Genomic DNA, 18,803 nt, shown 5'->3' on the forward strand with positions numbered 1-18,803 from the left:
TTTATAAGTTGATGTTAGGACACTTGTCCTAATTCATAAATTTTTAGTGTGGTGAAAGCACACGTCATCTTGTGAAACGATCAATAAAGTACGTAATATTTGCTACTAGAGAGTTAGGAAACATCGGGAACAGACATACTCAACAGAAACAAACATAAAAACGTCAGAAGATTGCAGAGCAGGTGAAATCCTGCTCTTTTTTCATGAGTCAACCTTTAGTTCCTTAGTTTTCATAAGGTCCTAAAAATATTGAAAGGAGTATGTCTTGAAGGAGTTAGATCAAAACCAAGCCCCAATTTATGAGGCCTTGGTGAAGTTACGCAAGAAAAGGATTGTTCCCTTTGATGTTCCAGGTCACAAGCGTGGACGAGGAAATCCAGAACTTGTCGAACTCTTAGGAGAAAAATGTGTAGGCATTGATGTCAATTCGATGAAACCCTTGGATAATCTAGGCCATCCCATTTCGATTATTCGGGATGCAGAGGAGCTGGCAGCTGATGCTTTTGGAGCTAGCCATGCTTTTCTCATGATTGGGGGAACAACTTCATCGGTACAGACTATGATTCTGTCAACCTGCAAGGCAGGAGATAAGATTATTCTGCCACGAAATGTCCACAAATCTGCTATTAATGCGCTGGTTCTATGTGGTGCTATTCCCATCTATATCGAGATGAGTGTGGATCCTAAAATTGGTATCGCTTTAGGTCTTGAAAACGACCGAGTAGCTCAGGCCATAAAGGACCATCCAGATGCCAAGGCCATTTTGATTAACAACCCTACTTACTATGGAATCTGTTCAGACCTAAGGGAATTGACAGAAATGGCTCATGAAGCTGGCATGATGGTTTTGGTAGATGAGGCCCACGGAGCGCATTTGCATTTCACTAATAAACTTCCAATTTCTGCTATGGATGCAGGTGCTGATATGGCAGCAGTTTCTATGCATAAGTCTGGTGGGAGTTTGACCCAAAGTTCGCTTCTTTTAATCGGAGAGCAGATGAATCCTGAGTACGTTCGTCAGATAATCAACCTGACCCAGTCAACATCCGCCTCTTATTTGTTGATGGCTAGTCTGGATATTTCACGTCGCAACTTGGCTCTTCGTGGTAAAGAGTCGTTTGAGAAGGTCATTGAGCTATCCGAGTACGCTCGTCGTGAAATCAATGCTATCGGTGGCTACTATGCCTACTCAAAAGAGTTAATAGACGGTGTCTCAGTTTGTGATTTTGATGTGACCAAGTTGTCAGTTTACACTCAGGGTATTGGCTTAACAGGTATCGAGGTTTATGACCTCCTACGAGACGAATACGACATTCAGATTGAGTTTGGTGATATTGGCAATATCTTGGCCTATATTTCGATTGGTGATCGCATCCAAGACATCGAGCGCTTGGTCGGTGCTTTGGCTGATATCAAGAGACTCTACTCACGAGATGGGAAGGACTTGATAGCAGGAGAATATATTCAGCCCGAGTTGGTGTTATCTCCTCAGGAAGCCTTCTATTCAGAGAGAAAAAGTTTGCCCTTAGATGAATCTGTTGGACAAGTCTGTGGGGAATTTGTCATGTGCTATCCTCCAGGTATTCCTATCTTGGCTCCAGGTGAACGCATTACACGAGAAATTGTAGACTATATCCAATTTGCCAAGGAACGTGGTTGCTCCCTCCAAGGGACAGAAGATCCTGAGGTCAATCACATCAACGTCATTAAGAGAAAGGAGAACTAGATGGATTTATGGTTTTCTGAAGTTCATACTCCAGATGTGAAATTGTCCCTGAGAACAGCCAAGCAACTCTACGCTGGAAAAAGTGAATGGCAGGATATCGAAGTCTTGGATACGCCAGCTTTTGGGAAAATACTGATTTTAAATGGGCATGTCTTGTTCTCAGATGCTGATGATTTTGTCTACAATGAAATGACCGTTCACGTTCCCATGGCTGTGCATCCCAATCCCAAGAAAGTCTTGGTTATTGGGGGTGGTGACGGTGGTGTTGCCCAAGTATTAACACTCTATCCTGAGCTGGAACAAATCGATATTGTGGAACCAGATGAGATGTTGGTTGAAGTCTGTCGTGAGTATTTCCCAGACTTTGCTGCAGGGCTAGATGATCCTCGTGTCACCATTTACTACCAAAATGGGCTACGCTTTTTGCGAAACTGCGAAAATGACTACGATATTATCATCAACGATGCGACAGATCCATTTGGACATACGGAAGGGCTCTTTACCAAGGAATTTTACGGTAACAGTTACAGAGCCTTGAAAGAAGACGGTATCATGATTTACCAGCATGGGAGTCCTTTCTTTGACGAAGATGAGTCAGCTTGTCGAAGTATGCACCGAAAGGTCAATCAAGCCTTTCCAATCAGTCGGGTCTATCAGGCCCATATCCCAACTAGCCCTGCTGGCTATTGGTTGTTTGGATTTGCATCTAAAAAATACCACCCTGTCAAAGATTTTGACAAGGAAGGCTGGAAAAAACGCCAGCTTTTCACAGAATACTACACTGCAAACTTACACGTGGGAGCCTTTATGTTGCCCAAGTATGTTGAGGACATTTTAGAAGAAGAGGAAGGAAAAAAATGAGTCGTTTACTAGTTATTGGATGTGGGGGCGTTGCCCAAGTTGCTATTTCAAAGATTTGCCAAGATAGCGAAACCTTTACAGAGATTATGATTGCCAGTCGTACCAAGTCAAAATGTGATGACTTGAAGGCTAAACTGGAAGGTAAAACAAGTACAAAGATTGAGACAGCTGCTCTTGATGCTGACAAGGTTGAAGAAGTGATTGCCCTGATTGAAAGCTACAAACCAGAAGCTGTTTTGAACGTAGCTTTGCCTTATCAAGACTTGACTATCATGGATGCTTGTTTGGCAACAGGTGTCCACTATATCGATACTGCCAACTACGAGGCTGAGGATACAGAAGACCCTGAATGGCGTGCTATTTATGAGAAACGTTGTAAGGAACTTGGTTTTACTGCTTACTTTGACTACTCATGGCAGTGGGCTTATCAGGAGAAATTCAAAGAAGCTGGCTTGACCGCTCTTCTTGGTTCTGGTTTTGACCCAGGTGTGACTAGTGTCTTTTCAGCCTATGCCCTCAAACACTATTTTGATGAAATCCATTATATCGACATTTTAGACTGTAATGGTGGTGACCACGGTTATCCGTTTGCAACAAACTTCAACCCAGAAATCAATCTACGCGAGGTTTCTGCGCCAGGTTCTTACTGGGAAGATGGAAAATGGGTCGAAGTTGAAGCCATGTCTATCAAGCGCGAGTACGATTTCCCTCAAGTTGGGCAAAAAGATATGTATCTCCTTCACCACGAAGAAATCGAATCATTAGCCAAAAATATTCCAGGTGTTAAACGTATTCGTTTCTTTATGACTTTTGGTCAATCTTACTTGACGCACATGAAATGCTTAGAAAATGTCGGACTCCTTCGTACAGATACCATTAACTTTAACGGTCAAGAAATTGTGCCAATCCAGTTCTTGAAAGCATTACTTCCAGATCCTGCAAGCCTTGGCCCACGTACAGTTGGTAAAACCAATATTGGATGTATCTTTACAGGTGTCAAAGACGGCGTTGAAAAGACTATCTATATCTACAATGTTTGCGACCATCAGGAATGTTATGCGGAAGTTGGTTCACAAGCCATTTCTTACACGACAGGCGTTCCAGCCATGATTGGAACAAAATTAGTTATGAACGGTACTTGGAAACAACCTGGAGTGTATAACCTTGAAGAGTTGGATCCAGACCCATTCATGGAAGCTTTGAATGAGTATGGTTTGCCATGGGTTGTGGTTGAAAATCCACAAATGGTGGACTGATGAAGTTAGAACAAGTACCAACACCAGCTTATGTTATTAACTTGGCAAAGTTAGAAGCCAATTGCCGTATTCTACAATATGTACAAGAAGAAGCCGGTTGCAAGGTTTTGCTTGCCCAGAAGGCCTATTCCCTTTACAAAACCTATCCCTTGATTAGCCAGTATCTATCTGGCACAACTGCAAGTGGTCTCTATGAGGCCAAATTGGCAAGGGAAGAATTTCCTGGTGAAGTTCATGTTTTTGCGCCAGCTTTCAAGGATGAGGACATGGAGGAATTGCTTGAGATAACAGATCATATCGTTTTTAATTCTGAGAGACAGTTGCGTAAACACGGTCCGCGTTGTCGGGAGGCTGGTATCAGTATAGGTCTCCGTATCAATCCCCAATGTTCAACTCAGGGGGATCACGCGCTCTATGACCCCTGTGCACCTGGTTCTCGTTTTGGAGTCACTCTAGACAAGATTCCGAGTGATTTGCTGGATTTGGTTGACGGCCTTCATTTTCACACCCTTTGCGAGCAGGGAGCAAATGATTTACAGACAACTTTGAAAGCAGTAGAAGCGCAATTTGGTTCGTACTTACATGAGGTCAAATGGCTCAATATGGGGGGCGGACACCACATCACAAGAGAAGGTTACGATGTGGATTTGCTGATTTCAGAAATCAAGCGTATCCGAGAAACTTACAATCTTGAAATCTATATCGAGCCGGGTGAAGCCATTGCGCTCAATGCAGGTTATCTAGCGACTGAAGTATTGGATATTGTCGAAAACGGTATGGAAATCTTGGTTTTAGATGCCTCTGCGACCTGCCATATGCCTGACGTACTTGAGATGCCCTATCGTCCACCTTTGAGAAATGGCTTTGAGGCACAGGAAAAAGCCCATACCTATAGACTTTCTTCTAATACCTGTCTGACGGGCGATGTGATTGGTGATTATAGCTTTGAAAATCCAGTCCAAATCGGAGACAGACTTTATTTCGAAGACATGGCCATTTATTCTTTTGTCAAAAATAATACCTTTAATGGTATTGGATTGCCAAGTCTCTATCTCATGGACGAACAGGGTGACTGTAGCTTGGTCAAATCCTTCGGCTATCAAGACTTTAAAGGGAGATTATCATGATGGACAGTCCAAAAAAATTAGGCTATCGCATGCCAGCAGAGTACGAACCTCATCATGGTACCCTCATGATATGGCCGACTCGACCAGGTTCATGGCCCTTTCAAGGAAAAGCTGCTAAATCAGCTTTTAGCCAGATTATCAAAAGCATTGCAGAAGGGGAAAAAGTTTATCTTTTGGTAGAGCAAGACTACTTAGCTGAAGCCCAAGACTACCTTGGAGATAGCGTTGTTTATTTAGACATTCCCACCAATGATGCCTGGGCGCGTGATACAGGTCCGACCATTCTCGTCAATGATAAAAGAGAAAAGTTGGCAGTCGATTGGTCTTTCAATGCTTGGGGTGGTTCTGTTGATGGGCTGTATCAAGATTATGAAGATGATGACCAAGTAGCCAGTCGTTTTGCTGAGGCCTTGGAAATGCCTGTTTACGATGCCAAACCCTTTGTACTAGAAGGCGGAGCGATACATAGCGATGGTCAAGGAACCATTCTCGTGACTGAAAGTTGCTTGCTTAGTTCTGGTCGCAATCCTCATCTTAGTAAGGAAGAAATCGAAACCACCTTATTAGAGTGCCTTGGAGCTGAAAAAGTTATCTGGCTTCCTTATGGTATTTATCAGGACGAAACCAATGAACACGTTGACAATGTTGCTGCCTTTGTTGGTCCTGCTGAGCTTGTTTTGGCTTGGACAGACGACAAAAGCGATCCTCAATATGCCATGTCAAAAGCAGATCTCGAACTCTTAGAGCAAGAAACGGATGCAAAAGGTCGTCCCTTCACCATTCATAAGCTTCCTATCCCAGCTATTCGTCAAGTTGTCACTGAGGACGATTTACCAGGCTATACTTATGAAGAAGGAGAAGAAGAGCGATACGCAGGTGAACGACTAGCAGCTTCCTACGTAAACTTTTATATCGCCAACAAGGCTGTCTTGGTTCCACAGTTTGAGGATGTAAACGACCAAGTAGCATTAGATATTCTCAGTAAGTGTTTCCCAGACCGTAAAGTTGTCGGAATAGCAGCCAGAGATATTCTATTAGGTGGTGGCAATATCCACTGTATCACCCAACAAATCCCAGAATAGGAGAAAAAGATGAGAAATGTAAAAGTTTCAGCCATTCAAATGCAATGCGCCAAGGATGTGGCAACAAATATTCAAACAGCAGAGCGTTTAGTACGTCAAGCTGCAGAGCAAGGCGCACAAATTATTCTCTTACCAGAGTTGTTTGAACGTCCCTATTTCTGTCAGGAACGTCAGTATGACTACTACCAGCATGCTCAGTCTGTGACAGACAATACAGCTATTCAGCATTTTAAAGTTCTTGCTAAAGAACTACAGGTTGTTCTACCGATTAGTTTCTATGAAAAAGATGGTAATGTCTTGTATAACTCTATTGCCGTCATTGATGCAGATGGTGAGGTGCTGGGTGTTTATCGAAAGACCCACATACCAGATGACCATTATTATCAAGAAAAATTTTATTTCACACCTGGTAACACAGGTTTCAAGGTCTGGAATACTCGCTATGCCAAGATTGGGATTGGTATCTGTTGGGATCAATGGTTCCCTGAAACAGCGCGTTGTCTTGCATTGAATGGTGCTGAATTGCTCTTTTATCCAACAGCCATCGGTTCAGAGCCAATTTTAGATACGGATAGTTGTGGCCATTGGCAACGTACCATGCAAGGCCACGCAGCAGCAAATATTGTTCCAGTCATCGCAGCCAATCGTTATGGATTAGAGGAAGTCACTCCAAGTGAGGAAAATGGTGGACAGAGTTCCAGTCTTGACTTCTACGGTTCCTCCTTTATAACGGATGAAACAGGAGCTATTCTAGAGCAAGCTGAAAGACAAGGAGAAGCTGTTCTGTTAGCTACTTATGACCTAGACAAGGGAGCATGCGAACGCCTAAACTGGGGCTTGTTTCGAGATAGAAGACCCGAAATGTATCAACGTATTACGGACTAGTAGGAGAGAAATGAGAGATTCATTCTGCTAGACTCGTTTTCACTAGCAACTATAGGGATACTAGGTCATCTAGCAAGTAGATTTTATATTTTAACCCTCTAAGGCTTTCTCGCGCTTTGATGCGAGGTGCTTTTCTGTTTAAGCTTTATCAATAAAACATGCTATAATAGTTGCAGAAAGGTTGGTATTTATGGCTAGGATATTGGTTATTGAAGACAATAGTGACATTCAAGAGATTTTGCGAACACTTCTTACTGAGGAGCATGAGGTAATTCAAGCCTTTTCAGGAACTGAAGGAATCATGCGTTTTGACCAAGGGGGGATTGACCTCGTTTTGCTCGATATCATGCTTCCTGGGAAAAATGGGGATCAGGTTTTAAAAGCTATCAGGGAACAAAGTCAAATTCCAGTCATTATGCTAACGGCTTTGAGCGATAAGAAGTTAATCAGTCAATACCTCTTAGACGGTGCCAATGATTACATAGTCAAACCTTTTGATTTGGACGAAGTCTTTGCTAGAGTTACTGTTCAATTACGACAAAGTGCAGAAAAACAGCCTATGGAAATAGGAAAAACTGAAAATCTGCCACAAAACTTGAAAAATATCCAGTTTGATGCAGAAAGTTTTGAAATCAAAAATAGTCAGGAAACGATTCGCCTTGCCAAAAAAGAATGCTTGATTCTTCAAACTCTCCTCAAACATCCAAAGAAAATTTTCACCAAAGAAGAACTTTATGAATTGGTCTGGGAGGATAGCTATCTACCTGGAGATAATACCCTCAATACTCATTTGAGTAATCTTCGTAAAAAATTAAACCAGCTTGACCCAAATCAAGAATATATTGAAACCATTTGGGGAGTTGGGGTAAGATTAAAAGGAGACAAGCAATGACCTACATGATAATCTTTTGCCTACTGGTTCTCCTAATTATTTTATCGATTACATTGATTCGTTACCATCTAGCTCTTAAGAGCCTGAGTCAACAGATTGAAGACAAGATTCTTACAGGTAGTATGAAAAGAGTAGAGGTCAGCATTTTTTCCAAACATTTTTTACATCTCTACCAGCAAATTGAGAATCTATTTCAAGAAGTAGAACAATCTCGGTTGGTTATGAAAAGGGAAAAGCAGACTTTGGATATGGCCATCAGCAATATCGCCCATGATATTCGGACGCCTTTGACTATCGCTTCAGGCTACACCCAACAATTGATAAAATCTCCTGAAGATAAAGCAGAAACCTTACAAAAAATTGCTCAGCATCTTGATTTAGTTTCCAAACGTTTAGAGGCTCTTCTAGAATATCGTCGTTTGATGGAAGGAGCTGTCAAACCGAAACTGGAAGAAGTGGATTTTTCAGCTTTTATCACCAAAAAAACTCTGGCTTATTATGATGTTTTTCAGGCGGCAAATATCACGCTTGATTTTAAGGTTGAAGCTGGTTTAAAAACGAGGACTGATGAGGACTTACTGGATCGAATTTTACAAAATCTGCTTGGAAATGTCCTCAAGCATGGCAAGGAAGAAGCGCGTCTATCTTTGAGAAAGGAAAAGGAACAGCTTGTCTTAGAAATTGCAAACCTTGTCAAACAGCCCATCAAAAGAATAGAAAATCTCAGCAACCGTTTTTATTCTGAAAATCTATCTGATACGGAAGAATCCTCTGGTTTAGGTCTTTATATCACTGAGGAATTATGTCATCTTCTCGGTGCAGATATGAAACTAAGCACAGATGGGCAATGGTTGTCGATTTTCATTTATTTTTAACAAAAAGAAACCTCCTCTGTAGGCTAGAGGAGGTCATTTTTTATAGACTTTTCTTTTTGAAAACTGCCAGTCCACTTAGATTAAAGATTACAATAACAGCTAAGCTAACTATAAGGGTATAGAAAATGGATTCACTATTAGCAGTCATAGCATAGAAAAACTGCAATGATAAATATGGCAAAATTTTGATACTTGGGAAGATGAGCATTGGCATAGAAAGTAAGATAGAGCTGACCAAATAGCCAATAAATACTGCAAGATAAGAATGACTAACATAGAGGATGAAGGAAACAATGGAAAGCCAAGCAAGGAGGCAAAGGAATTGAAGGGAAATGGTTATCAGTAGATTACCAATAAAGCCATCAGGCATAGTGCCAAATCCATTTAAGATAGTTGCTGGAATAAAGGCAATCACAAGGCTGATGATAACTTGCAAGAGTGCAATACAAGTCAATACAAAGGCTTTTGCAAGGAAAAACTCGGTACGAGAAACACCCACTGTTAAATTATTTTTATAGAGTTTGCCGATTAAATCAACTCCAAGAACGAGGCAGGCTAGAACTATGCAGAGAAAAACGAGGTTTGAACCTTGACTAGATGCGTTAATCAGGGCTTGTACACCGTCCCAGCCATGGGTTGGAATTTCTGGCTCTTGTGTCTGGATTGCCATCAGATGGCCAGTAGCCCCAAAAATAGCCCCCATTAACATGAGTATAAAGAGAATGAATTCTGTAATCCAAAAACCTTTGGAACGGAAAAGACGGTAAAAGTCTGCTTGAATGGTATGTATCATGATTTTTCTCCTATTGGACCAATTGAGTGAAGTATTCTTCTAGGTTTTGACGGGCATAGTAAATCTCGTCAATGTCAACATCTGCCAAGGTTAATTCTTTGAGAATCTGTTTGACATCTTGTTCCTGACCAAAGATATGGATTTCATTTTCTGGATTAACAACCTTGAACTGGAGCTGGATTTGTTCTTTCAATACTTGACAAGCTTTCTCTTGATCAGCTGTCTTAAGAACAATGTAATCCTCACTTAGTGTTTCAAATTCAGCTTTGCTGATTTCACGGATAATCTTTCCTTGATCTAAAATACCAAAGCGATTAGCTAGGAGATAGAGTTCTGACAAGATATGGCTAGAGATGAGAATGGTTATCCCTTTTTCTTGATTGAGCCGTTGAATCATGAGTCGAAACTCTTTGATACCTATTGGGTCGAGACCGTTGATAGGTTCATCTAAGATTAGGAAATCTGGTTTGGATAGGAGGGCAATGGCAATACCAAGTCTTTGTTTCATTCCTAGCGAGAAATCACGAAAGATTTTCTTACCTGTATCTGCCAAACCTACATAGTCCAGGGTTTCTCGAATGACTTGATCAGCATTTGGAATATGGCGAATCATACAGTAATATTTCAGGTTTTGATAGGCTGTTAAGTGATTATGAGCTACAGGTGATTCAATCACTGAACCTACTCGAGATAGAGCCTTGCTCCATTCATTTTCCGAATGGCTAGAGAAGAGGGAAACTGTTCCTTTATCCGCAAAGAGTAGTTGCGTAATAATTTTTATCAAGGTGGTTTTCCCAGCTCCGTTCTTCCCGATAAGCCCATAAATATCTCCCTCTCTTATCGTTAGATGAAGATCCTGAAGGATAGCTTGTTTGTCAAAGTTTTTGGACAATCCATGAATGTCAAGTACTGTTTTCATGATTCTCTCCTTTTGATTTATTTTGTTAACTTTAGTATAAAGCATAGAAATCAAAGAAAGCTCAAGGATTTCTAAAGAGTTTCTAAAGTTTTAGAATTCTTAAATATCAAAACCCAGTTGACATGAACTGGGCTTCTTTACTATAAAATATATTTCTCAATGGCACGCGCAACGCCGTCTTCTTCGTTGCTGGCTGTAACGTCATCCGCAAGAGATTTGACATAATCGCTGGCATTTCCCATTGCAATTCCAAGCCCTGCAAACTGGAGCATTTCGATATCATTATTAGCATCGCCCATAGCCATGATTTCTGACGGCTCAATCTTCAAAATTTCAGCTAGTCGAGAAAGAGCAGTAGCCTTTGTCGTTCCAAGTGGCATGGCTTCATAAATAACAGGCTGCGAACGAACACCGCTAAATCGTTGGCAAAGCTCCTCAGCAAAACGATTCTCAAAATCGTCTGTTTGGCTTTCTGTCCCCAAAAACATACCTTGGAACATACGGTACTTACCACTGGTAGCTTCCTCAAGGGAAATTTCAGTCAGGTCTGAAAAGACTAGTTTGGCGTCGTTTTGGATGACTTGATTGGGCTTGCCTCCGAGGACAAAATAATGTTCCTCATCAAAAAGAGTCAATTGGACATCACTCTTTTCAGCTAGGTCATAGAGATATTCAATGTCAGCCGGACTGAGCTCTTGCCAGTCAACTAGACTCCAGTCACTGGTCTGATGCGTTGAGCAACCGTTGTTAACAATCACATACTCATTCTGGAGGTCCAGTCCTAGTTTTTTATAGTAGGGGAGGACACCGAAAAGAGGGCGGCCCGTACAAAGTACCAGTTTGACACCTTTATCAATAGCTTGGTGAATAGCAGTAATGTGAGCTGGTGGAATTTCCTTGGCTTCATTGAGGAGGGTTCCGTCCATATCCAAGGCTAGTAGTTTAATCATAAGACTTCCTTCTTTATCTTTTGGTATTATTATAGCATATTTTGGAGGAAAGGAAGAGGAATTGCTCTTGACTAATAAGTTACATAGGAATAAAATAATATTATTATACTAGACTAAAATCAAAAAGCATTATACAATAGTGATATGAAATCAACTAAAGAAGAAATCCAAACCATCAAAACACTTTTAAAAGACTCTAGTACAGCTAAATATCATAAACGCCTTCAAATCGTTCTATTTCGTCTGATGGGCAAATCTTATAAAGAGATTATAGAGCTTTTATACTGTAATCAAACAACGATTTGGCGAAATGTAAAAAATATGAGGAGTTAGGACTCTACTCTCTCCTTCAAGAAACACGTGGTGGTCGTAACCATGCATATATGACGGTCGAGGAAGAGAAAGCCTTTCTTGCCCGTCATTTGAAGGCTGCAGAGGCAGGAGAATTTGTTACAATTGATGCCTTATTTCAGGCTTATAAAAAGGAGGTAGGTCGTCCCTACACACGTGATGCCTTCTATCAACTGTTAAAGCGCCATGGTTTGCGAAATATTACGCCACGTTCAGAACCTCCTAAGAAAGCAGACGCTCAAATCATTGTCGTGTCTAAAAATAAAATCTCAATTCAAGAAAATAAGAAAGCGCTTTAAAACCAGTAGACGTTTTCGCAAGGTTCGCTTGATGTACCAAGATGAGGCGGGTTTCGGTAGAATCAGTAAACTGGGAGCTTGTTGGGCTCCAATAGGAGTACGTCCACATGTCCATAGTCACTATATACGAGAATTTCGCTATTGTTATGGAGCTATTGATGCCCATACAAGCGAATCATTTTTCTTAATAGCTGGTGGAGGTAATACTGAGTGGATGAACGCCTTTTTAGAAGAGCTTTCACAAGTTTATCCAGATGATTATCTTTTACTTGTCATAGACAATGCTATATGGCATAAATCAAGTACCTTAAAGATTCCGACTAATATTGGCTTTACCTTTATTCCTCCATATACACCAGAAATGAACCCCATTGAACAAGTGTGGAAAGAGATTCGTAAACGTGGATTTAAGAATAAAGCCTTTCGAACTTTGGAAGATGTCATGAATCAACTTCAAGATGTCATACAAGGACTGGAGAAGGAAGTGATAAAGTCCATCGTTAATCGGCGATGGACTAGAATGCTTTTTGAAAACAGATGAGTATTAACTTCAATAAACTATAATTGGATACTCTGAATATTTAATGTGGTTAATTAGTAAAATAAGTAGGTTTATAGTTGATTAGATATATCAAAAATGGTATAATTGAGCTGTGATAGCTGTGATAGCTGTGATAGCTGTGATAGCTGTGATAGCTGTGATAGCTGTGATAGCTGTGATAGCTGTGATAGCTGTGATAGCTGTGATAGCTGTGATAGCTGTGATAGCTGTGATAGCTGTGATAGCTGTGATAGCTGTGATTGATAGTTCAATATATCATCATGGTGATTTTTTGTAGATATACTCTATTAGGAGTTTAGCTATAAGAATTGCTTTTTTATTTTATATTTTTTTATTCAAGGGGAAACCATGGGAAAGAAATTGGATTCAATAAATAGAGTAGAACGTCGCCAAGATGAAAAGGTTTTGCGCTTTTCTATTCGTAAATATAGCTTCGGTGCAGCTTCAGTAGCTGTTGCGACACTGATGTTTTTAGGTACGCGCGTCGTTAGTGCGGACGGTGTAAACGATAATAACCAACCTGTTATAGGCACATCGAATCAAAAAGAGGAGGGGGCGCCTCTGGTAGCTACTGGTGAAACAGAAAAAAATGAGAAGATAGGGGAATCGGCTAAAAATCGAGAAGTTGTAGGGACTAATCCAACAACACCCGCACAACCAGCAGAAGAGCAACCAACTGAACCAGGCAAACCATTAGACGAAGAAATTGAAGAAAAAGAAAGAAAAGAAGAAGAGGAAAGACGTCAACATAAGGGAGAATTATTTGAAAAAGATAATCCTTCTCTGGAAGAAAATGCCAACACTGAAGATGCTGATGCCAATAGAGTATATAAAGAGCCAAAAGAAGGAACCACGGCTAAAGGTTTATATAAGGTGTTAGATAGTTTACCAGATGATTTCCAAAATAATGAGTTAAATTACTTGAAAAAAATGGATATTATCGGTGATAAATTAGGTTTAAAATCAGGTGAAATTCGTGAATTGGGTTTAACCCTTGAAAAAATCAATAAATTGGGGTTAACACCTGAAAAATTAGAACAATTAGGTGTCGAACCTAGCTTGATTAAAAAATTAAACTTAACGCCTGAAAGAATTAAGGAAATTGCAATTAAACCTGAACTTATTAAAGAATATATTTTGAATGAAAAAGAAAATATAGCATTAAGTTTGATTTTCGAAAAAGTTGAAAAAGAAAGTTTTACTTCAGAAAAATTAAAGGAATTAGGCTTAAAAGATGAACTTGCGAATAGATTAAATCTAAATCCTGAAAGAATTAAAGAATTGTTAGCAAATCCTGAATTGATCAAAGAGTTAAAACTGACACCTGAAGAAAATAAAGAGTTGAACGCCGTTTTTGAAAAATTTGATAAGGAAACTTTAAACCCTGAAATCTTAAAAAAAATGGGAATGAAAGAAGAGCTTATTCAAAAATTAAACTTAACTCCTGAAAAAATTAAAGAGCTTGTATTAAATCCTCAATTAGTAAAACAATTAATTCTAGAGGAAGAAGAAAATAAAAAATAAACAATAAACTTACAGAAGCTTTTGAAAAACTTGAAAAAGAAAATCTGACGGTGGATAAGTTGAAAAGCTTAGGACTAACACAAGAGTTAGCTGATAAATTAAAGTTGAATCCTGACAAAATTAAAGAATACCTCTTAAATCCTGTATTAATGGATAAAGAAAATCTGACAAAAGACGAATTAGAAGTCGTGCATAATGCTTTTGATAGACTTGAAAAAGAAAGTCTTTTACCTGAAGTATTAAAAAAATACAATGAATTCGGAGGATGGAAACCAATTGGTGGAGGTACATTCGCCATTGGTAAGAAAAATGAATGGGGGTATTTCACAGGTTGGCGTGTGACAGGTTATACTTCTGAAGGAAAACCAATCATAGAACAAGGTGGTTTGCTCGGTTCTGACGCTCTTGACCGAATCTTTCTTCACGAGCAAGCATTAGATTATCGTTTTAAATACATGTTGATGCTTGCCAAAGGACGTACGATTGCCAATAGAACTGATAAAGCACAAGATGGCTCTGAGTTTAATATAAAGACAGCGAATAGTACTGAGAATCAGAACGCGCTTAATCGTCTACCTGTAAAAGATAAGGACGATATTTTAGTTCATTCACCTAATATAGAAGGATTTAATGGGATTGAGAAACGCTTTGAAGCTTTTTCGAGTAAATATGGAAGTACTTTAAACCTAGACTTCGTGACAGGTTACATCTCAGATTTTGAATATAAGACAAAAGGAAGTTATCGTGTCGTTGTTAAGGCTATTAAAAAAGATAAAACAGACCCTTCAAAAGAAGTAGAAGAAACTGTCTATGACCACACTATCAACCACGTTGACGGAGTAGTAGAGAACGAAGAGCGTTACAGTCAAGGTGTGGATATACTTGGGTTTAATAATAAGATTAAAAGTTTATTGAAAGCTGAACACACTAAAAAAATCAATGATATTGCGGATGCTAAATATAAGGAAAAATATCCATGGGAAAGAAAAAAGATAAAGAGAAACTAGAGGCTTTAAGAGAAGAAGCAAGACAAGAACTTGCCAAAAAGGGAGACGTCATAGTTGAGTTGCCTATAGATAAGGATAAATTGAATGAAACAAACTTCACAACAGAAACTAAGTTTACATATAATGCCGCAAGATATGCAAATGACTTAAATACTTTTATAAAAAAATAACGGATGCGGAAGTATTAAAAAATTCTCCAGCGTGGGTGTATCACGCTGATACAAATCCAGACGGAATCCAAAAAAGTAAAGATCCAGATCGTGTGTATAAATTATTAGATTTTGTATTACCAACTGCGAAAAAAATTATCTATCATGCTGATACAGATCAATTAGAACTAGTAACAGATCCAGTTAAAGTAAGCAAACATCGTAAAGAGTTAAAGGATAGACTAGCAGCTAAAGAAGCAGAACTAAACACTGCTGATGAAACTAAAAAAATCGAATTAAACAAAGAAATCTCTGCCTTAAAATTAGCTATTGGATCCACAAATAACTATACTTACAAGGCAGCAAGAAACGGTAGTAAAGAAGTGAAAATCCTTGGTTCACACATGGAGGCCAGAACTAAACCTGATACAAGTGAACTATCAGATGCTGAATATGCAAAATATCATACTAATGAACTTGCTGCTGAGATGGAAGACGAGGGTCTTGGAAAATTTACGAGATACTTTGTTGAAAAAGAAAACGTTACACGTACCGATGTACTACCTGATGATAAATTATCAGAAAGAATTACTAAGGAAATTGGTGGTGATGAGGGTAAACTAGGGAAAGGTGGCTACTTCTCTACAGGAGATATTCACTTAGAAAAAGATGTCGTGGCTTATAAAATCCAAATATTTTCTGGTAATAATAAACGAGTTGGGGTTAATAAGCAAAGTCCACGTATACAATATAACCTACCAGTTTTAGCAAACTTTTCGATTGTCCAAGACACCTTAAAAGCAGCTCAAGCCCTATCTCATCGTATTCTTGATCAAACCATTAAAGAAGAAAAAGAAAAAGTTGATGAAAAACGAGCTGAAAAACAAACATTAATCACTGAATTGGAAAAAAATATACCTCCACTCGAAAATAAATTGAAACCTCTTGAAAGCAAACAAAAAGAATTAGAGGATAAACAAAACGAGCTAGGAGATAAAATAAAACCTATTGAAGATAAACAAAAAGAAATTGGTGAAAAACTAAAACCTATTGAAGATAAACAAAAAGAAATTGAAGAAAAACAAAAATCAGTAGCAGATAAATTAAAAGATAAAGAGAAACTAAGCCAAGATGAATTGAAAAAATTAGAAGATGAGGCTAAAAAACTTGAAGATGAAGCAAAAAAATTAGAGGATGAATCCAAACCTTTTAAAGATGAAGCTAAGAAATTAGAGGATGCCGCTAAAAAAATAAAAGAAGAAGTTCAATCATTAAAAACTGAATTAGAATCTACAAAATCCAAAATTCAACTTGAAAAAGAAAAAATTCAAGATATTGATGAATCTTTTAAAGAAGTTGAAAAAGGCTTAAAAAAATCCATGATCAAATTGACGCAACTACAAGAACCCATCAATTAAAACTTTTATTTAAAGGAAATATTAAAGTTAAATATATCGATAGAAAAGGAAATGAGTTAAAAGATAGTGCAACATTAGCTAAATCTGGAAACTTTATTAGGGTTGATGAGAAAGGAAATTTATCTGAAACAGATAAAAATGATCAATTAGTAAAAACACATAAAGTTTTTGAAAATGGAAATGTCCTTGAAATTGTTGAGAATAAAATCGTTAAGGCTTATAAAGTGGACCATAATGGAAAAACAATCAAAACTTATGTGGTGGACGAAAATGGTGATATTTTTGCTAGTGATGAAAAAGGTGAGAAAATCCAAGAATTAAAACTTTATAAACTTGTAAAAGAAGATAGAGTTGAAAAAGTATTGAACCCTGAAACAAACAAGGAAGAAGAAAAAACAATTCATGAAGAATACCTTGCAAGACTAGATAAAGATGGAAAAGTAGCTGGAAGATACAATAAAAAACACTTAATCAAAGGTAAAGATAAACCAGAAGACTTATTAGAAATTAGTAATAAAATTGGTTTTTACTATGATTCGACGAGTGATTATCTAAGAACCATAAAAAAAGACGGAGTTACTTATCGTTTGAGCAAAGCTCATAGAGGTGGTGTTACAGCAACATCTAATCGTCCTTCAGGAGTATTATCTTCTGTAAATACAACTGTTACTTATCTTTATGATGAAGTTGCTCGAGCTAAAGTTCAAGTGTTAGAAAGAGATGACAACAATCATCTAATTCCTGTTGAAAATCAAAATGACTTTATTTTGGAATCCCTTGTTGGAAAAGATTTCCCTGAAGAGACTGTCCATGAAAAGATAGCAGAGTTGGAAAAATTGGGGTATATTGTCTCAACTGATTTTGGCGAGGAAAAAACTAGAGTAGCCGATGCTGACAGTGATGTAGAGGCTGATGAGGAAAGTGGTCGAAAAGAAAAAATCAGTCAAACTTATACGATTACAGTTGAAAAACCAAAAGTTTATGCAAATGTAGTAGCGAATTACTACAAAGATGGAACAGAAGAAAAATTAGCAGAGAGTGATACTCAAGAAAATAAAAGAGTGCTTACAGATTATGAAACTGAAGCAAAAGAGATTGCTCCAAAAACAGTAGTCGAAGAAACTCCACTAGCAACGATCACAAGAACATATACTTATACTTTGAAAGCTGAACCAGAAAATAAAAAAGGTAAAGTTGCAAAAGAAGGGGTAGTTGTAAATTACTTCTATACTGAAACAGTTGAAGAAAGAGTTGTATATAAAGTAATTACCGAGTGGATTGATGTTAATGGAAAACAACTAAAACCATCGGAAAAAGGAGAACAGGAAGCAGGAAAAATTCCAAATCATGTCTTTCTTGAAACTATTAAAACGGAAAATAAAATTACTCATGTCTTCATGGCGGATGAACCAATTGTTAAACCTATTATAGAAGTAACGATTTGGCGTGATACTGAAGGGAATGAATTGAAACCGTACGAAGTAGGTAAAAAAGCAGCATTGGAGTTTAATGGTTATAGATTTGTTAAAACCACAACAATTGATGGAATTACCATTCATTTATATGAAAAAATACAAAAACCGTTTATTCCATCAGAAATACCGACTCCATCTACTCCTGAAATTCCTAAACCACAACCAAATCCGGTAGCACCACAAGAAAATCCGATACAACCACAACCCGAACCAGAAAAACCGAATAAAACTGAAGATCCGCGTAAACCAGAATTACCAAATACTGGCACAGAAACTAATGCTGGAGTTACAGTACTTGGAGTTTTAGCAGCTTTGAGTGGAATTGGACTTGTTACACGGAAGAAAGAAGAATCTGAGAATTAGTTTTTCTAATCTTTTAGGTTGTTTGACAAATTTTGTTTAGGACTCAAATTTCTCAAATATACATTATTATCGAATGACTTCCTGTTATAGTAGTATAGGACGGCAGCAGCCCTGCGGTTTCATGACTAAACTTTGAGCCTAAGGTCTCAAAATTTCCTGTAAGATAAGCCAAATAGGCTTATCTTACCCATACTACTATAGGAAGTCTTCTTTGTTCTTCTCTGCTTTTTTGAACAAAATAATCTTCCAAACAACAGAGATATCTTGAGAATTATTTTCGTAGTTAAAT

The 18,803-nt window shown here is 38.3% G+C and carries 16 protein-coding genes and 1 pseudogene; 14 read left to right on the plus strand and 3 right to left on the minus strand.

Going from position 1 to position 18,803, the window contains the following annotated elements:
* Positions 1-265 precede the first annotated feature (265 nt).
* The 8 genes from HMPREF9957_RS03260 (at position 266) to HMPREF9957_RS03295 (ending at position 8,704) form a co-directional block, all read left to right on the plus strand.
* Complete coding sequence (locus HMPREF9957_RS03260; protein WP_000661017.1) at positions 266-1,726, plus strand: aminotransferase class I/II-fold pyridoxal phosphate-dependent enzyme; 1,461 nt, start codon at positions 266-268, stop codon at positions 1,724-1,726.
* Positions 1,727-2,587, plus strand: a complete 861-nt coding sequence (speE, locus tag HMPREF9957_RS03265) for a polyamine aminopropyltransferase (protein ID WP_000366726.1) — start codon at positions 1,727-1,729, stop codon at positions 2,585-2,587.
* On the plus strand, positions 2,584-3,843 hold the full coding sequence (locus tag HMPREF9957_RS03270) for a saccharopine dehydrogenase family protein (RefSeq protein WP_000088775.1): 1,260 nt from the start codon (positions 2,584-2,586) through the stop codon (positions 3,841-3,843). The genes speE and HMPREF9957_RS03270 overlap by 4 nt, the downstream gene beginning before the upstream one ends.
* Entirely contained in the window at positions 3,843-4,970 is a 1,128-nt protein-coding gene (gene nspC, locus HMPREF9957_RS03275) for a carboxynorspermidine decarboxylase (RefSeq protein WP_000764390.1), read from the plus strand. Before HMPREF9957_RS03270 ends, nspC begins: the two co-directional genes overlap by 1 nt.
* The gene (aguA, locus tag HMPREF9957_RS03280; RefSeq protein WP_000969484.1) at positions 4,967-6,052 is read left to right on the plus strand and encodes an agmatine deiminase; all 1,086 of its coding nucleotides are present in this window, start codon (positions 4,967-4,969) and stop codon (positions 6,050-6,052) included. The genes nspC and aguA overlap by 4 nt, the downstream gene beginning before the upstream one ends.
* 9 nt (positions 6,053-6,061) lie before the next feature.
* Positions 6,062-6,937 (plus strand): N-carbamoylputrescine amidase, encoded by an 876-nt coding sequence (aguB, locus tag HMPREF9957_RS03285; RefSeq protein ID WP_001246717.1) that lies wholly within the window; start codon positions 6,062-6,064, stop codon positions 6,935-6,937.
* Between the two features lie 190 nt (positions 6,938-7,127).
* Positions 7,128-7,829: a response regulator transcription factor gene (locus HMPREF9957_RS03290; RefSeq protein WP_000101115.1), complete on the plus strand. Its 702-nt coding sequence runs from the start codon at positions 7,128-7,130 to the stop codon at positions 7,827-7,829.
* The gene (locus tag HMPREF9957_RS03295) at positions 7,826-8,704 is read left to right on the plus strand and encodes a sensor histidine kinase (protein ID WP_000221838.1); all 879 of its coding nucleotides are present in this window, start codon (positions 7,826-7,828) and stop codon (positions 8,702-8,704) included. The genes HMPREF9957_RS03290 and HMPREF9957_RS03295 overlap by 4 nt, the downstream gene beginning before the upstream one ends.
* A 40-nt stretch (positions 8,705-8,744) precedes the next feature.
* On the opposite strand, the gene HMPREF9957_RS03300 is transcribed toward HMPREF9957_RS03295, so the two are convergent.
* The 3 genes from HMPREF9957_RS03300 to HMPREF9957_RS03310 form a co-directional block, all read right to left on the minus strand.
* Positions 8,745-9,497, minus strand: a complete 753-nt coding sequence (locus HMPREF9957_RS03300; protein WP_000581958.1) for an ABC transporter permease — start codon at positions 9,495-9,497, stop codon at positions 8,745-8,747.
* Positions 9,498-9,507: 10 nt separating this feature from the next.
* The gene (locus HMPREF9957_RS03305) at positions 9,508-10,416 is read right to left on the minus strand and encodes an ABC transporter ATP-binding protein (RefSeq protein ID WP_000859639.1); all 909 of its coding nucleotides are present in this window, start codon (positions 10,414-10,416) and stop codon (positions 9,508-9,510) included.
* A gap of 140 nt (positions 10,417-10,556) precedes the next feature.
* Positions 10,557-11,366: a Cof-type HAD-IIB family hydrolase gene (locus tag HMPREF9957_RS03310; RefSeq protein WP_000593561.1), complete on the minus strand. Its 810-nt coding sequence runs from the start codon at positions 11,364-11,366 to the stop codon at positions 10,557-10,559.
* Positions 11,367-11,510: 144 nt separating this feature from the next.
* Here HMPREF9957_RS03310 and HMPREF9957_RS12380 point away from each other — a divergent pair.
* The 6 genes and pseudogenes from HMPREF9957_RS12380 (at position 11,511) to HMPREF9957_RS03345 (ending at position 18,514) form a co-directional block, all read left to right on the plus strand.
* Positions 11,511-12,557 (plus strand): annotated as a pseudogene (locus HMPREF9957_RS12380) (IS630 family transposase).
* Between the two features lie 369 nt (positions 12,558-12,926).
* A complete protein-coding gene (locus tag HMPREF9957_RS03325; RefSeq protein ID WP_004241957.1) occupies positions 12,927-14,102 on the plus strand; it encodes a YSIRK-type signal peptide-containing protein in 1,176 nt (391 codons plus the stop codon).
* Positions 14,103-14,152: 50 nt separating this feature from the next.
* Positions 14,153-15,109, plus strand: coding sequence for a hypothetical protein (locus tag HMPREF9957_RS03330; protein ID WP_000359398.1), 957 nt, complete (start codon positions 14,153-14,155; stop codon positions 15,107-15,109).
* Positions 15,079-15,279 (plus strand): hypothetical protein, encoded by a 201-nt coding sequence (locus HMPREF9957_RS03335; protein WP_000516704.1) that lies wholly within the window; start codon positions 15,079-15,081, stop codon positions 15,277-15,279. The genes HMPREF9957_RS03330 and HMPREF9957_RS03335 overlap by 31 nt, the downstream gene beginning before the upstream one ends.
* Positions 15,280-15,314: 35 nt before the next feature.
* Positions 15,315-16,676: a hypothetical protein gene (locus HMPREF9957_RS12220; RefSeq protein WP_004241947.1), complete on the plus strand. Its 1,362-nt coding sequence runs from the start codon at positions 15,315-15,317 to the stop codon at positions 16,674-16,676.
* Positions 16,677-16,900: 224 nt separating this feature from the next.
* Positions 16,901-18,514 (plus strand): LPXTG cell wall anchor domain-containing protein, encoded by a 1,614-nt coding sequence (locus HMPREF9957_RS03345; RefSeq protein ID WP_000349972.1) that lies wholly within the window; start codon positions 16,901-16,903, stop codon positions 18,512-18,514.
* Positions 18,515-18,803 lie beyond the last annotated feature (289 nt).

The sequence above is a fragment of the Streptococcus mitis SK1080 genome (assembly GCF_000220085.1).
Classification (GTDB): Bacteria; Bacillota; Bacilli; order Lactobacillales; family Streptococcaceae; genus Streptococcus; species Streptococcus mitis_K.

Coding starts and splice junctions, on each gene's coding strand:
- HMPREF9957_RS03335 (WP_000516704.1), top strand. CDS start 15,079: ATGGGAAAGAAAAAAGATAAAGAGAAACTAGAGGCTTTAAGAGAAGAA.
- HMPREF9957_RS03325 (WP_004241957.1), top strand. CDS start 12,927: ATGGGAAAGAAATTGGATTCAATAAATAGAGTAGAACGTCGCCAAGAT.
- HMPREF9957_RS03295 (WP_000221838.1), top strand. CDS start 7,826: ATGACCTACATGATAATCTTTTGCCTACTGGTTCTCCTAATTATTTTA.
- HMPREF9957_RS03305 (WP_000859639.1), bottom strand. CDS start 10,416: ATGAAAACAGTACTTGACATTCATGGATTGTCCAAAAACTTTGACAAA.
- HMPREF9957_RS03270 (WP_000088775.1), top strand. CDS start 2,584: ATGAGTCGTTTACTAGTTATTGGATGTGGGGGCGTTGCCCAAGTTGCT.
- aguA (WP_000969484.1), top strand. CDS start 4,967: ATGATGGACAGTCCAAAAAAATTAGGCTATCGCATGCCAGCAGAGTAC.
- nspC (WP_000764390.1), top strand. CDS start 3,843: ATGAAGTTAGAACAAGTACCAACACCAGCTTATGTTATTAACTTGGCA.
- HMPREF9957_RS03290 (WP_000101115.1), top strand. CDS start 7,128: ATGGCTAGGATATTGGTTATTGAAGACAATAGTGACATTCAAGAGATT.
- HMPREF9957_RS03300 (WP_000581958.1), bottom strand. CDS start 9,497: ATGATACATACCATTCAAGCAGACTTTTACCGTCTTTTCCGTTCCAAA.
- aguB (WP_001246717.1), top strand. CDS start 6,062: ATGAGAAATGTAAAAGTTTCAGCCATTCAAATGCAATGCGCCAAGGAT.
- HMPREF9957_RS03310 (WP_000593561.1), bottom strand. CDS start 11,366: ATGATTAAACTACTAGCCTTGGATATGGACGGAACCCTCCTCAATGAA.
- speE (WP_000366726.1), top strand. CDS start 1,727: ATGGATTTATGGTTTTCTGAAGTTCATACTCCAGATGTGAAATTGTCC.